We start from the raw sequence: 13,632 nt of genomic DNA, 5'->3' as shown, positions 1-13,632 counted from the left end.
CGTTACGCCGTGCTGCCGCCGTCGACCGTCACCACGGACCCGGTGACCATCGCGGCTTCGTCGGACATCAGATAGGCCACCGCCCCAACCACATCGGCAGGGCGGGGAAGGCCCAAAGGTGCGCGACGCCGGATCGAGTTCAGTTTTTCCCCCTGCAGGCCCGCTGTCATGTCCGTTTCCATATAGCCCGGCGCCACACAGTTCACGGTTATTCCCGCCCGGCCCAGTTCCCGTGAGAGCGACCGGGTGAACCCTTCGATCCCGGCTTTCGTTGCCCCGTAAACGGCCAGCCCGTTATATCCTGTTCGGGCGATGATCGACGAAATGTTGATGATCCGCCCCGTACCCTGGGTCAACATCGAGCGGCAGGCATATTTGGACATCAGGATCGGGGCTTCCAGATTCACGCGGATCGCCCTGGCAATCTCCGAAGCGTGCTGTGTCGCAAGCACCCCGTCCGCCCCCAGCGCGGCATTGTTGACCAGCCCGTAGAGCGGACCAACCTCACGCGTGATCCCCCTTACCAGCGCGGGAATCCCATCGAGGTCCGACAGGTCATGCCGTCGAAAAAAAACACGCGCCTCATTGGCGGCAACCAGGGCCTCGAACTCCGGCGACGGGGTGCGGCCAAGGCAGACAAGGTGGGTGTCCGGCTCTTTCAGAAGGCGCCCGGTGATGGCAAGGCCAAGGCCACGGGTGGCCCCTGTGACAAGGATATTTCGCATTCAGTTGGACCTTTCGATCTTTCCAGCGGCATTGGTGCGGAACTGATCGACCATGCGAAAGACCGCGGGGACCTTGTGCCGGTCCAGCCGGGCTGCACACCAATCCCGCAAAGACGCGCGCAGTTGTGTTGGGTCGCTGCCCGGTTCGGGGTGCACATCGGCAGCGACGAGTGCCCCCATGATCGGGTTCGTCTTCGCATAGACGCGCGCCATGTGAACCTCAGGATGCGTCAGGAGAACGGTCTCGACCTCCTCAGGGACAACCTTGTCGCCGCCAACATTGATCACGCCGCTTCCGCGCCCCAGAAATACGATCCGGCCGCCCCGGCGCGCCACCAGGTCGCCGGTGTCGACCCACCCGTCACAGGCAATGTCACCGCCGCCGACATAAGCCGGTCCGACGCGGTCATTGTGGACGAAAAGCCGCCCGTCCTCGACCTTCAGGCTGATCCCCTGCGGCGGGTCGGTCAGGTAGCTCTCGGGAAAACCGGCCTTTCCATCGGTAACGGAAAACCCCACGCCTGCCTCGGTCGATGCGAAGATATGGCTGATACGTGCCTCGGGAAACGATCGGGCAAGGGCCCGAAGCACCGCATCATCGGCAATTTCCCCCCCCAGCGTCACCTGCCGCAGCGCCAGACCGTCGACAGCCCGCGACATCAGGATCTTGCGCCACAGCGTTGGCGTCGCGCTCAGATGGGTGCACCCCTCGGCAGAAAGCAACGCCAAACGGTCATCAAGCGGGCTATCGGCTTCCGGCACGACCAGCCTCGCCCCCGAAAGAAGGCTTTGCAGCACAACCTGAAGCCCGGCAAAACGGGTGTAATCGTAAAGCAGCCCCCAAACCTGCCCGGTTCCGCGGGCCCGGTCTTTGCGGGTGGTACGGGACAAGCTCTCCAGGGAGTGTTCAACGAGCTTGGGGCGCCCGGTGGTTCCGGAGGTGGTCATGATCCAACGGGTTGAGCATGTCTCCGGCGCAGACCGCAGCCCCGCAAGCTCCGCCGGATCGCGCAAAACCGGCAAATCGCTTCCATGCAAATCCGTGCGATCCGTGATAATTGCATCCGCGGACACGCCCGCAAGCGTACAAAGCGTAGCCTCATCAAGCGATGGCGACGACAGAACAACCGCATCGACAATACCATCCAGCGCCGCCAATGCGACAAGCGCCTCCGAAAGATCGGAAAGATTCAGAAAAACCCGCAACCCGGTCGGGGAAAGCCGCTCGCGCAGCGCCCCGGCCCGCGCGGCCAGATCTCCATAGTCTTGACGTCCCCACCCCCCGACCAGCGCCACATTGTCGGGGCGCATGCCGCCGATGTGATCAAGCAGGGTCATGGCGGCCTCTTCGTTCAGGCAGGTTGGTTCGCGACGTAGAAATCCACAAATTCGCGGAAGGTGCGGGGATAATACGCCTCGGTCGACAGGCTGAAGGGGTCATAGTCCAGTTCTTCTTCCAGACGGGTCACCAGGATGGCAAAGCCAAGAGAATCCAGCCCGGTCTCCAGGAGCACTGTCTCATCCTTGAGTTCGGGCGCCGGTGCGCCAGCATTCTGCGTGCCATATACTTCGGCGAACAGGGCACGGATCGATTGTTCGATGTTGCTGGCATCGCTCATGGGAAATCCCTTTTTCAATGAAAATCAGTGTGACCGGCATCAGGCAGCTACCATGCGCTCAACCCTCCGTCAACGATGAGGTTCTGGCCGGTGACATAGCTGGCGCGGTCGGAAACGAGAAAGGCAACCGCATCCGCAATTTCATGGGGTTCCCCCATACGACCCATCATCGTCCGCGCACTGTATTTGCCAACGAACGTATCGTTTTGCCCACTGAAAATACCGCCCGGCGTGACCGCGTTCACCCGCACACCCTGCGCGCCCCAGTAGCTGGCCAGATATTTCGTCAGCCCCCAAAGGCCCGCCTTCGAGGCGGAGTAGATCGCAGGCGTGTTTATCGCGCGCCCTTCGTAAAGCGACCCTTCGTAGATGCGCTGATCGGGGGCGACGATGCCATAGATCGACAGGGTGTTGACGATCGCCCCCTTCCCCCGCTGCGCCATCGGTGCCCCGAACTCCTGCGCGCACAGCATCGGGGCAGTCAGGTTCACGCCCATCACCTCGTTCCAATCCTCCAGGGGGAAAGACTCGAAGGGGGCAAAGAAATTGTCGCTCTTTGCCGCGGCATTGCACAGCAATGCGTCCACCGGCCCCAGATCGTCGCGAATCCGCGCGTGCAAATCGCGCAGCGCGGCCCGGTCGGTGATGTCGCAACCGTAGGCCACAGCGCGGCCCGGGCCTTGTCCCTTCGCAGCGGCGCTGTGGGCAAGGTCTTCGTTGCGGTCGACCACTGCAACTTCCCAGCCATCGGCACTCAGCCGTTCCACCATTGCCCTGCCCAGAATTCCCCCGCCTCCGGTCAGAACGGCAGTTCCTGAAACGGTCATTTCTTCTGCTCCTTCTGCGCCAACCGGTCTTGCATGAACATTTCGACCAACCGGAAATCGATTTCGCTGTCGATATCGATCGACCGCTCACGCGGCATCTCGTACAGACGCGTCCGGCCCTCCCACAGCCCCTTCGACAGGGACGCCCGGTGCCAGACATAAATCGACGCGTTCATCGAAAACACTTTCGGGGCCACCTGCCGGGACGTGACGCCTTCCGGCAACGCCTTGACCAGCCGGATATTCCCGTCAGGCTTCGTTTCGACCATGTTGAAATAGGGGTTCTTGTCGGATGGATAGGCAGTGATGACGCAATCGGTCCGATCATCCAGCAGCGCCGCGGCATTCTCGATGTCTTCGACCAGCCGCAACGGCGAGGTCGGGTCCAGATCGATGATCCGCGTGACAGATACACCAAGACTTTCGACCTTTTCCACCAGATGCACGATCACCGGGATCTTGGCCGCCTTCGATGTCGCCAGCTCCGCGGGGCGCAAACAGGGGACTTTCGCACCGGCAGAACGGGCAATCCCGGCAATCTCCGTGTCGTCGGTCGAGACATATACATCGTCAATCGACCCACAGGAGAGGGCTTGTTCTATTGTATGAACGATCAAGGGCTTGCCCATCAATGGGCGGATGTTCTTGCGCGGGACCCCAACAGAGCCGCCTCGGGCACAAATCGTACAAATCGTGGTCATGGGCTTTCGGTTCCTTCTCCTGTGCCCTGCGGTGTGCCGGCCTCACGCGCGGCAAGCGCCAGCCGCGTACTGGCAATCCCGTCCTGAAGGTTCTGCAGCGGTGCCGGCCACCCGCCGGTTTCGCACGCGGCCCCGATATGGGAAATCATGTCGATATAGGTCTGGCCCACATCGAAGCCGCCGGGCTGTTCGGCCAGAACTTGCCGGCCCTGGGGTGTCACCAGTTCGACCTTGCCGCCAATATCCCACAGGATGGCGGCCTTGTCCCCGACGATCTCGTAATGGCGCAGCCGCTGGCGGGCCACATAATCCAGCGTGACCTGGACGATCGGCCCTGCCTGCCGAGGGGGGGACATCACCATTACCGACACATCGTTCGACTTCAGCCCCAGCGCCGACAGCCGCCCCGCCTGCGCGAACCGCAGATCCAGGTCGCCAAAGAACCACCGGGCCACGTCGATCTCATGGACAAGATCCAGCTCAACCCCTCCCCCGCGAGCGGCATCGGCAGAGTAGGACGCCCGGTAATCGGTCCCCTTGCGCCAGTCCCCCAGCCATTGCCCCGCGGCAAAGGCCGCCCGCACCACGGTCCCCAGCGCACCTTCCCGGATCATGTCGCGGATCAGTTGCAAGGATGGCAGGTAACGGAAATTGAACCCCGACACGCGCACCGCAGGCGGCGCGCTGTCGAGAAGGTCGAGGATCAGGTCGCAGTCATGGGTATTGGTCACGATCGGCTTTTCGACCAAAAGATTCGTTCCCCGGGCGATCAGGCCCGGCAAAACGTCGATATGGTTGGCCGAGGGTGAGGAAATCACAGCAAGATCATGATCCCCGGCAATCGCTTCTTCCCGGTCGGTAACGATATGTGCACCAAGCCGATCGCATAGACGATCGGAAGAGGGCCGGTGGCGCAAGACTGTAAACGACGCCTCGGGATATGCCGCCGCGAGATTCGACATGTGCCGCCGTCCGATCGACCCAAGCCCGACAATGAGAAACTTGCGCCCCATCGCCTCAGACCCCGGATTTCGGCACACGCGCCGGAATTCCGCAAACCGTCACGCCGGCAGGCACATCCCGTATGACCACGCTTCCCGCACCGATCACCGCGCTGTCTCCGATACGGATTCCCTGCCGAACGACAGCCCCCGCGCCGACCAGAACGTCGCGGCCCACATGCACAGACCCCGCCAGATGCGCCCCTATGGCAACATGGGTATTGGCCCCCACCTGGCAATCATGATCAACGACCGCCCCGCTGTTGATCAAAACTCCCTCGTCCAAAGCCGCGCCGACCGACACCACGGCCCCGGCACATACCACGGTCCCCGGCGCAAGATGCGCAAAGGCTGAAACCGATGCGGCCGGATGGCAAACAACCGAAAGCCGCGCCGGGTCAAGCGCCGCCAGGATGGCGGACCGCAGTTTCGCGCCCGCGCTGTCGACAAAACCCAACCCCAGCGCCAGATCATGCCCGGCACCGACAAGGTCCGAAATGATATCGTCCGTCCCCAGCCATGAACCCAGCAGAGGATGGGTCCGGCCCTCTGCGACCGGCGCAACGTAACCTGCAAGCCGCCGCCCGGACAACACCAGGGCCTCGGCCACCACACGGGCATGGCCGCCCGCCCCGAGAACCGCGACAGGGCGTACGCGGTCACCCATGAAGATGCGCCTCGGTCAAGGGGGTGAAGGCGGCGATATCGCAGGCCAGCGGCAGCCCCGTCACCATACCGAGCAAGGCGGGTTTCAACCCGGTTCCCGGGCGCATGACACGAAGATCTTCGGCACGCAGAACATGGCCTTCCGGCAGATCCCGCACGACGACAATCGACCGGCGCGCAACTTCGGCGGTTTTAAGTTCGGCCGCAGTCGGACGTTTGTGGCCATCTCCGATTGCCGCCTCGATCGTACGGATTCCTTGGACAAACGCGCCAAATTCCACAGCTTCCATCGAGGCGAGATGGTCCGGCCCCGGCAAGGTCTTGTCCAGCGTGATGTGCTTTTCAATCAGCCTGGCGCCACGCGCAACGGCTGCAAAAGAAATCTCTGCCCCCTCGGTGTGGTCGGACCAGCCCACCGGAACACCGAACGCGCGCGCGAGCGTGTCCATCGCGGCAAGATTGCAATCCGCGGCGTCTGCCGGGTAATTCGACACACAATGCAGCAGCGAAACCTCCGGGGCACCGTGTGCCGCAATCGTATCCAGCGCCGCTTCCACCTCGCTCATGTTCCCCATGCCGGTCGACAGAAGAATCGGCAACCCCTTCGCGGCGATGTGCGCCAGCATCGGCAGGTGGGTCAGGTCGCCCGAACTGATCTTGAACGCACGCACACCCACGCGCGCCAGCAGATCCGATGCCGCCTCGCTAAACGGCGTGGACAGAAACTCGACCCCGGTCGCCTTACAATGATCCGCCAGTCCGGCGAATTGTGCCTCGGTCAGTTCCAGCGCCTTGAGCATTGCGTACTGGCTGCCGCTGTCGCCGGTATTCGCAACCTGATACTCGGCCTTGCGGGCATTCGGCGTGACCAGTTCATCGGCGAAGAACGTCTGGAACTTGACAGCATCCGCGCCCGCCTCTGCCGCCACATCGATCAGTTCGCGGGCCATGTCCATCGATCCGTTATGGTTCACACCGATCTCGGCGATAATGAAACAGGTCATGGCTTACATCCTCTGATCCAGAGACTTGGTGCTGACGACATGGCTGTGGGCGAAATCCTCCTCGACCTCTGCAATCAGGGATTTCAGATGATCCACCGTCAGACGCTGCGCCCCGGACCCGCCGCCGATTTCCCGAAGCCGGGCAAGGAATGTGGGAAAGGCCTCCGGATCGCCCGGCGCAAGATACGGAACGCGATGAAGTTTGGAAAACCTCGTTTCCATCAAGGTTTCGTTCTTCGCCACGAACTCCTCGTAGGGTTTCTCTCCGGCCGTGTCGAGAGGGGTCAGAAGGACCGGCCATTTTCCCTGCGCGGCCAGGGCATCGACATTGCTCAGCGCCTCGTCCTCATCTCGGGTAAAAAAGGGCACCAGCCCGTGCTCTTCGAGAAACCACACCGCTACATCCTCGAGAAGCTGCAAATGATCGTCGGGGTTCAGAGCCGGAACGTGGATGTTGCCATCCTCCCCCCCCAGGCCCGCCAGCGTGCATAGATGCCCGGATTCCGGCAGCGCCACGAAGAAGCGGCGGCACCCTTCGGGACAGGCCATCGGCTGGCGTGCGGCCAGCCGATGCTGCCAGCTTTGAAGAAGCGACCCGTTCGACAGCGCCACGTTCGCAAACCGGGCCGAGGTGATGGCCAGCCCCTGACGCCAGCCGATAGCCGGCGAGAACAGCGCATGCTCCATCAGGCGCTTGGTTGCCCCCATCATCGATGACGGGTTCGCCGCCTTGTCGGTCGAAACGCAAAACAGGCGCTTCAGCCCCCCCCGGTCGGCAAGCAGTTGCGACAACCCCACCAGTTTGAGCACGTTGGTATCCAGCATCGCGAGAATGGAATACGGGTCCTTCTCGGACCGGACATGCTTGAGCGCGGCAAAGTTGAGAACATAATCGTAATCCTCCTGCGCGGCGAACCACAGGCGGAAGGGAGCCCCCGCATAATCGAAAGGCAGGGTAAGCAGGTTCTCGGCCAGGACCGGCTCGGGCGAGGAGCGCAGATCGCGGACAAGTTCCGCCAGACCGTTCTCGTTATGATCGATGACATGTACGGTTTTCGGGGCAAAGCGCAGGATCGTCTTGAGTGTCTGCGACCCGATCGACCCGGCCCCCCCGATCACCAGGATACGGCTGCCCCGGATCTGTTCTTCGAGTGCCGCGGCCTCGGCACGCAGATCATCCGCAAAAAGGCTTTCTGCACGGCCGACGATGCGGCAATCCAGCGCATTCAGGCGCAGAGCGGAAGACAGGTCGGTCATGAGGGCATTCTTTCGAAAATGGTTTGTGCGCGTTCGTAATCCGCGATGTTGCCGATGTCGATCCAGCGGCCGGGATGAACATGTGTTCCCCCCTTGAGGCCATGGGCGGACAGATCGGAAAACAGCGTCGGGAGATCGTAGAATTTCATCTTCGGCACCACCGGAAGCACGGACTTTGACAACAAGTACATACCGGCATTGATCTGGTAGTCGAATGTCGGCTTTTCCTCGGCGGAAATGAAATTCCCCTCCGGGCCGCTGTGTACCACACCGTAAGGAATGGTGTAGTGATGCTGGCGCACGACCATGGTGGCATCCCAACCCCGGCTGCGGTGGGTCTGGCAAAGGGTCTCCACGTCCAGGTCGTTCAGAAGATCGCCGTTGAGCACGAGAAAAGGATCCGACAACAAATCCGGCGCAATCAGCCCCAGCGCGCCTCCTGTCCCCATGCGCATCGTTTCATGGACATAATCTATGCCGACACCAAGGGATTGCCCATCCCCGTAATGATCGATGATCATACCGCTGAGGTAATTCACCGAAAGCACGAAACGCTGCACGCCCTGGTCGCGCAGGTGCTCGATTATATGGGTCAGCATCGGCCTGTCGCCCACGCGCAACAGGGGCTTGGGGCAATGTTCCGTCAAGGGCGCAAGGCGCGTTCCAAGCCCTCCGGCCATGATCACGGCAGTCGTCGCACCGGCATCCGCCACAATCCAGAGAACGTGCAGAGCAACAAGGCGGCCCTCCTCGACCTGCGGCAAGCTTTCGACGCCTTGCTTCGCCATGTAGGATCGCAATGCGACAGGGTCGAGCGCGTGGTCGAGTGTTTTCGGCCGGCGGTTGCAGGCGACGGAAATGGGGTCTTCGAGGTTTCCGTCCCCGGACAGATGCCGGCGAATGTCGCCATCCGCGGCCAGACCGACCAACATTCCGCAATCGTCGGTGACCGGCAAAGACCGCAGACCGGCATTGCTCATGATACGCATCGCTTCGCGCACGGTGCTGTTCGCCCGCGCGGTCGCGGCGGCCAGGGCATCACCGGTATAGCTTTGGAGTCTCATCGCAGTGACACCCTAGCTCCACTGTAATTTTCATCAAACCACGAAAAACGCTTGGGCTGCGAAAGCTTGCCCCAGTCAAGCGCGCGCAGCACCGCGAGCACACGAAGATACGCACGCCCGTCGCCATAGATGTTGTTTTCAGGGTCCAGCGTCGGCGCCAGCGCGGTGGCCTGCGCCATCGCGGCGCGGATGCCGTCACGGTCGGGCCGGGCGTGAATGACGTTTTCACCGCGAAGCCGCCCGCGCTGCCGGTCCCCGATATCGACAACCGGCAAGCCGAAGCTGGCGGCCTCGTAGATCCCGCTGGACGAGTTGCCAACCACCATACCCGCATGCGCCATGGCCGAATAGAACCAGCCGGACCCGAAATTGCGAACCGCGAACTGTCCGGGATGGCTGGCAACGGAGCGCTCGATCGCGGCGATGATATCGTCAGCGCCTGGGTCGGCATTGGGATAGGTGTAGACGACCTGCATCCCGCTTTCCGCCAAAGCGGCAACCATGCCCTGTGCCATGACCGGCGTCACTTCGGGGGCCATGGTTTCAGGGTGCAGCGTCGACAGGACGTATCCACGCTGCAATCCGGGCATGCCGAAGTGCTCCGACATCTCGTCCAGAGGCTTGGGCGGCTGCCGGCGAATTCCATCAAGGCCGAGCGCCCCGGTGGTAAATATCCGCCAGGGCTCCTCGCCCATCTGGTGAATGCGGCGGGCAAATTCCGGCACATCGCAGAAGTGAACCGCCGCAAGCTTGGTCAGGGCATGGCGAAACATGTCGTCTATCGCCCCCTCCGTGATCGACCCACCCGAGATATGACCGACGGGCAACCCGAAGGGGACCATTGCCATACCCGCCGCACAGGCTTCGAACCGATCGCCCAGAACCAGGACCAGGTCAGGCCGCCGGCCATCGACGATGGCTTGCGCGGCGACCTCCCCAAACCCATGGAGTTGCTCGCCCATGTTGCGGGTCGTGCCACGCGGCACGTGGTCAAACGATCCGGCAATGACGCGCCCCCCGACCGGCAGGCCGCTGGCGTCTATATCCGCAACCGTCATGCCCCCGGCCGGGTCGAAATGCGCCCCGCCCACCCACAGGGTCAGACCGAAATCGGGGGCGTCATGCAGGGCCTCGCATAATGGCCGCAGGATCGAGAAATCCGACCGGCCGACCGTAACTACCGCAATATGACGCCGCGCTTCAGTCATGAACGTTCCAGAACTCTCTGGCGGCCGTCAGAACCCGATCGAGATCCCCATCCGTGAGATGGGTCGAGCATGGAAGCGGAAAAATACGCGTCCACAGATCGTCGACAACCGGCATCGGCGAAGCCAGTGCAGTGCGATAGGGGGCCTGAAGATGGATCGGTTTCCAGAACGGCCGCAAATCGATCGCGGCGGATTGCATGTGCTCACGAAAGCGCGACGGCAAGGTCGCGTCCGGTCCGCTGTACCAGAACCCGGAAAACCAGTGGACGCTGCGCCCCGTCGGCGGCTCCGGGAAGGGATGCAGGCTTTGGTACCCCCCGGCAAAATCTGCGTAGGCATTGCGAATTCGCAGCTTGGCAGCCAGGAAGTCGTCCAGCCGCTCCAGTTGGGCAACCCCCAGGGCCGCCTGAACATTGGTCATACGGAAGTTGTAACCGATCTCATCGTGATCGTAATCCCGTCCCACCCGCGCGGTGGAGCAAAGATGCCGGATGCGGTCGATCAGCCCCTTGTTCCCGGCGATCGCACCGCCGCCGCCGCATGTGACGGTCTTGTTTCCGTTGAAGGAATAGCAAACCGCGTCCACCCCGGTCGCGGCCAGCGGGGTATCGTCCGGTCCTGCCGCGCCGATCGCGGCAGCGGCATCGACGACCACCTTCAGGCCGTATTCCCGTGCCAGCGCGACGGTGGCGGCAAAATCCAGTGTCGCCCCCATGATCATCACCGGCATCAGGGCCTTCAGGACCTGCCCGCTCGTGCGGTGGCGGCGCCCGCCGGGGGCCGGCTCGGTTTCCGTTTCGATAAGATGGCGGCACCGATCAAGGTCCATTGTCCAGCCGGCCGCATCGCAATCCACCAGCCAGGGTGCCGCCCCCGCGTGGCTGACGGCATTGGCCGTGGCAATGAATGTCAGGGACGGTATCATGACCAGATCCCCCGCCCCGATTCCAAGCCCGGTCAGGGCCATCTGCAAGGCAACGGTGCCGCTACAGACGACGGTTGTCGCCTCCGCGCCGCTCAGTCTTGCCAGGCTGTCCTCAAAGCGGGTGACAAAAGGCCCGACGGAGGACACGAAGGTCGAGGAAATGCAAGCCTGCAGGTAGTCGGCTTCGCGTCCAAGAAGGTTGGGAATGGCCAGCGGAACAAGGGATGGTTTGCCGGTCATGCACCCAGCCTCCTGCAAATTTCTGAAACAACTTTCGGGCAACTGCTAACGGCTGGCATTGTGTTAAGCAAGGGTAAACGCCGCGCTTTCCGCCCCGCATCCTGCGCCGAAAAGACGACCAAGACAAACCTCCCTGATCCAATGAGCCCAGCGGGTCACGCCACATCCCGCTTCATGTTCTCAATGTAGAGGTCGTAGGCCGCCCGCAGCGGCGTGACATGAACCGGGCGTATCGCTTCGGTCCAGCTTTCGAAGAAAGCCGGCGCAACACCTGTCCCGTAGTGCTTCTGGACTGTTTCGAAATCCGGACGGTAGCGAACCATGATCTCTTCAATCTCGTCGACGGTGAATATCGTCGTATCCGGCTGCCCCGCAACCGCCGCCGGGGCGCAGCCCAGCAAGGCATCGATGTTCTTTTGACTGAGGCGGAAAACCGATCTCATCAACCCCGCCATGAGCATTCTGTCAGCCGAGGGGGAGACATTCTCCCGCTCCGCCACCTCCTCCGGAGCGACGGCGGGAATTCCCGTGCGCATCAGGAAATCCGTGATGATGCTCCCTGCACGAAGTTGTGTCTTCTCGAACGGTGCGACAATGATGTTTCTCCGCCCGAACCGGGTTTCGAAATACCCCAGCCTGGGCAGAACGACCCTGCGAACTGCCGGATTGTCGAGAAAGTCCCGAACCGACTGCGCGCCGGTTCCCTTTTTGATCCCTTGCTTGAACCAGGCTTCCAGAAACGCATCCGGGCGCCGGAAATAAACGACAAGGGTGATATCGAAGCCCTGAAGAACCCGAAGGATCGCATCCAGATCAAGACGCGCTGTCCCCGCGAAATGCCAATATCCTTCGTCCGAGATGACAAGGTTGGCCTCCGGGTTTTCGGCGACCATGTCCGCAAGCCGCTCAGCATCCCGGCAGGGCCACCCCGGGTAGATCCAGCCGCTGTCCTTGAGAAGATCCGCATTCTGCGAAAGCCAGGACTGAACTGTCGTCGTCGCCGTTTTCATCGTCCCGACATGGAGTATACACCGTCGTTTGCTGGCCATGTAAATTTTTCGCTCTGTTTGTTATCCGGGCTGTCACTCCGACACAGTATCGAAGGCCGCACGAGGACTGAATACGCGAACGCCATTTTCAATCTAATAATGCCTTTTCAGGTTCCTGCCGGGCGCCGCCCCATCCCCTGGTCACGAGATATCCGCCCCTTTCCCGAAAACCGGCTGTCACGCGGCGCCGTGACGCCGTAAGGTGCCGGCACCAGTGCCTCGGATCCAAGGTGTTTCCATGGGAAGCGACTCGCTTACCGCCCCTCCCCGCGTCGCCGTGCTCCTGGCCCTTTTCAACGGGGCCCGACATCTTCAGCCCCAACTCGAAAGCTATTGCGCCCAGACCCTGCGCCCGGCTGTCGTTCTCGCATCCGACGATTCACCGGGCGACGGAACCGCAGAGCGGTTCCGCCAGTTCGCACGCGCGGATCAAAGCGCCATTCAATGGAAACTCGTGGACGGACCGCAGCGCGGGCTGACGGCGAATTTCCTTTCGCTTCTCGCCCATCCCGAGGCCCACGCCGATTACATTGCCCTTTCGGATCAGGATGACATCTGGCTCCCCGACAAGCTGGAAAGCGCCGTGGCGATCCTGGCCCCCTACAGCCGGCGTCCGGCACTTCTGGGGACGCGCAGCTGGGAGTGGAATCCGAAGACCGGGCGCAAAATCCTCTCGCGCCCGATGCCAGCACCATTGAACTTTGCCCATGCACTCCTGCAAAACTTCGCGGGCGGGAACACAATGGTCCTGAACAGGGCCGCCATGGACCTGGTGCGGCGTGCCCTGCCCGGCATGCCGGTCCCCTCGGTGCATGACTGGTGGCTCTATCAGCTTGTCTCCGGGACGGGCGGCATGGTCCTGTTCGACCCCACACCACGCCTTCTTTACCGGCAGCATCACGGAAACGAGATGGGCGCCAGCAGCGGGATCGGCCCGAGAATCAGACGCCTCCGCAGCATGCTGGACGGCACCTACCGTGACTGGATCGGCCAGAATCTCGCCACTCTTCACTCCCATGCGGATTTGCTGACACCCGAAGCCCTCAAAATGCTGGAGCGGTTGACCGAAAATCGCGATGCAGACCTGATGAAGAGGCTGGCCCTGCTGCACGGAAGCGGATTGCACCGCAAGGGGTTTGCCAACCAGACCGCGCTTTGGCTGGCCGCCACTCTTCGAAAACTCTAGCCTTGGGGACCCCGTGCACAGGACATGACAATGACCGCCCGGTTCCGGCATACTGTGCGCCTCCGCTTGGTCATGGACATTGCGTGTATTAGAAGACCTCCGGGTCGAGACATGAAACCGCAAAACGCCCCGAGCCACACTTCGGGCGCAGCAGGCAAAG

14 protein-coding genes are annotated in these 13,632 nt (G+C 62.1%); 1 reads left to right on the top strand and 13 read right to left on the bottom strand.

Annotated features, from left to right (window positions below; genetic code table 11):
• Positions 1-2: 2 nt before the first annotated feature.
• The 13 genes from C8N32_RS04605 to C8N32_RS04545 all read right to left on the bottom strand — a co-directional run bounded on the left by C8N32_RS04605 (position 3) and on the right by C8N32_RS04545 (position 12,247).
• Positions 3-725, bottom strand: a complete 723-nt coding sequence (locus C8N32_RS04605; RefSeq protein WP_107891308.1) for an SDR family NAD(P)-dependent oxidoreductase — start codon at positions 723-725, stop codon at positions 3-5.
• Positions 726-2,063 carry a class I adenylate-forming enzyme family protein gene (locus C8N32_RS04600; protein ID WP_107891307.1) on the bottom strand — a complete coding sequence of 446 codons (1,338 nt, stop codon included), beginning with the start codon at positions 2,061-2,063 and terminating at the stop codon, positions 726-728.
• A 14-nt stretch (positions 2,064-2,077) separates the two neighbouring features.
• Positions 2,078-2,344: an acyl carrier protein gene (locus C8N32_RS04595; RefSeq protein ID WP_107891306.1), complete on the bottom strand. Its 267-nt coding sequence runs from the start codon at positions 2,342-2,344 to the stop codon at positions 2,078-2,080.
• A gap of 47 nt (positions 2,345-2,391) precedes the next feature.
• Entirely contained in the window at positions 2,392-3,171 is a 780-nt protein-coding gene (locus tag C8N32_RS04590; RefSeq protein WP_107891305.1) for an SDR family oxidoreductase, read from the bottom strand.
• Positions 3,168-3,872, bottom strand: a complete 705-nt coding sequence (locus C8N32_RS04585) for an acylneuraminate cytidylyltransferase family protein (protein WP_107891304.1) — start codon at positions 3,870-3,872, stop codon at positions 3,168-3,170. Before C8N32_RS04585 ends, C8N32_RS04590 begins: the two co-directional genes overlap by 4 nt.
• Positions 3,869-4,885 carry a Gfo/Idh/MocA family protein gene (locus C8N32_RS04580; RefSeq protein WP_107891303.1) on the bottom strand — a complete coding sequence of 339 codons (1,017 nt, stop codon included), beginning with the start codon at positions 4,883-4,885 and terminating at the stop codon, positions 3,869-3,871. Before C8N32_RS04580 ends, C8N32_RS04585 begins: the two co-directional genes overlap by 4 nt.
• 4 nt (positions 4,886-4,889) lie before the next feature.
• Positions 4,890-5,540 carry a NeuD/PglB/VioB family sugar acetyltransferase gene (locus C8N32_RS04575; RefSeq protein ID WP_107891302.1) on the bottom strand — a complete coding sequence of 217 codons (651 nt, stop codon included), beginning with the start codon at positions 5,538-5,540 and terminating at the stop codon, positions 4,890-4,892.
• Entirely contained in the window at positions 5,533-6,543 is a 1,011-nt protein-coding gene (gene neuB / locus C8N32_RS04570; protein ID WP_107891301.1) for an N-acetylneuraminate synthase, read from the bottom strand. The genes C8N32_RS04575 and neuB overlap by 8 nt, the downstream gene beginning before the upstream one ends.
• Before the next feature lie 3 nt (positions 6,544-6,546).
• Positions 6,547-7,800 carry a polysaccharide biosynthesis protein gene (locus C8N32_RS04565; protein ID WP_107891300.1) on the bottom strand — a complete coding sequence of 418 codons (1,254 nt, stop codon included), beginning with the start codon at positions 7,798-7,800 and terminating at the stop codon, positions 6,547-6,549.
• Positions 7,797-8,864, bottom strand: a complete 1,068-nt coding sequence (locus C8N32_RS04560; RefSeq protein WP_107891299.1) for a nucleotidyltransferase family protein — start codon at positions 8,862-8,864, stop codon at positions 7,797-7,799. The genes C8N32_RS04565 and C8N32_RS04560 overlap by 4 nt, the downstream gene beginning before the upstream one ends.
• A complete protein-coding gene (gene neuC, locus C8N32_RS04555; protein WP_107891298.1) occupies positions 8,861-10,072 on the bottom strand; it encodes a UDP-N-acetylglucosamine 2-epimerase in 1,212 nt (403 codons plus the stop codon). Before neuC ends, C8N32_RS04560 begins: the two co-directional genes overlap by 4 nt.
• The gene (locus C8N32_RS04550) at positions 10,065-11,237 is read right to left on the bottom strand and encodes an aminotransferase class I/II-fold pyridoxal phosphate-dependent enzyme (RefSeq protein WP_107891297.1); all 1,173 of its coding nucleotides are present in this window, start codon (positions 11,235-11,237) and stop codon (positions 10,065-10,067) included. Before C8N32_RS04550 ends, neuC begins: the two co-directional genes overlap by 8 nt.
• A gap of 155 nt (positions 11,238-11,392) precedes the next feature.
• Complete coding sequence (locus tag C8N32_RS04545; protein WP_107891296.1) at positions 11,393-12,247, bottom strand: hypothetical protein; 855 nt, start codon at positions 12,245-12,247, stop codon at positions 11,393-11,395.
• Positions 12,248-12,524: 277 nt separating this feature from the next.
• Between C8N32_RS04545 and C8N32_RS04540 the strand changes: the two genes are divergently transcribed.
• Positions 12,525-13,472: a glycosyltransferase gene (locus C8N32_RS04540; RefSeq protein ID WP_107891295.1), complete on the top strand. Its 948-nt coding sequence runs from the start codon at positions 12,525-12,527 to the stop codon at positions 13,470-13,472.
• Positions 13,473-13,632 lie beyond the last annotated feature (160 nt).

Source organism: Rhodovulum imhoffii (genome assembly GCF_003046545.1).
GTDB lineage: Bacteria > Pseudomonadota > Alphaproteobacteria > Rhodobacterales > Rhodobacteraceae > Rhodovulum > Rhodovulum imhoffii.
The sequence above is the reverse complement of the archived record's forward strand: the minus strand, read 5'-3'. Positions and strand labels throughout refer to the sequence as shown.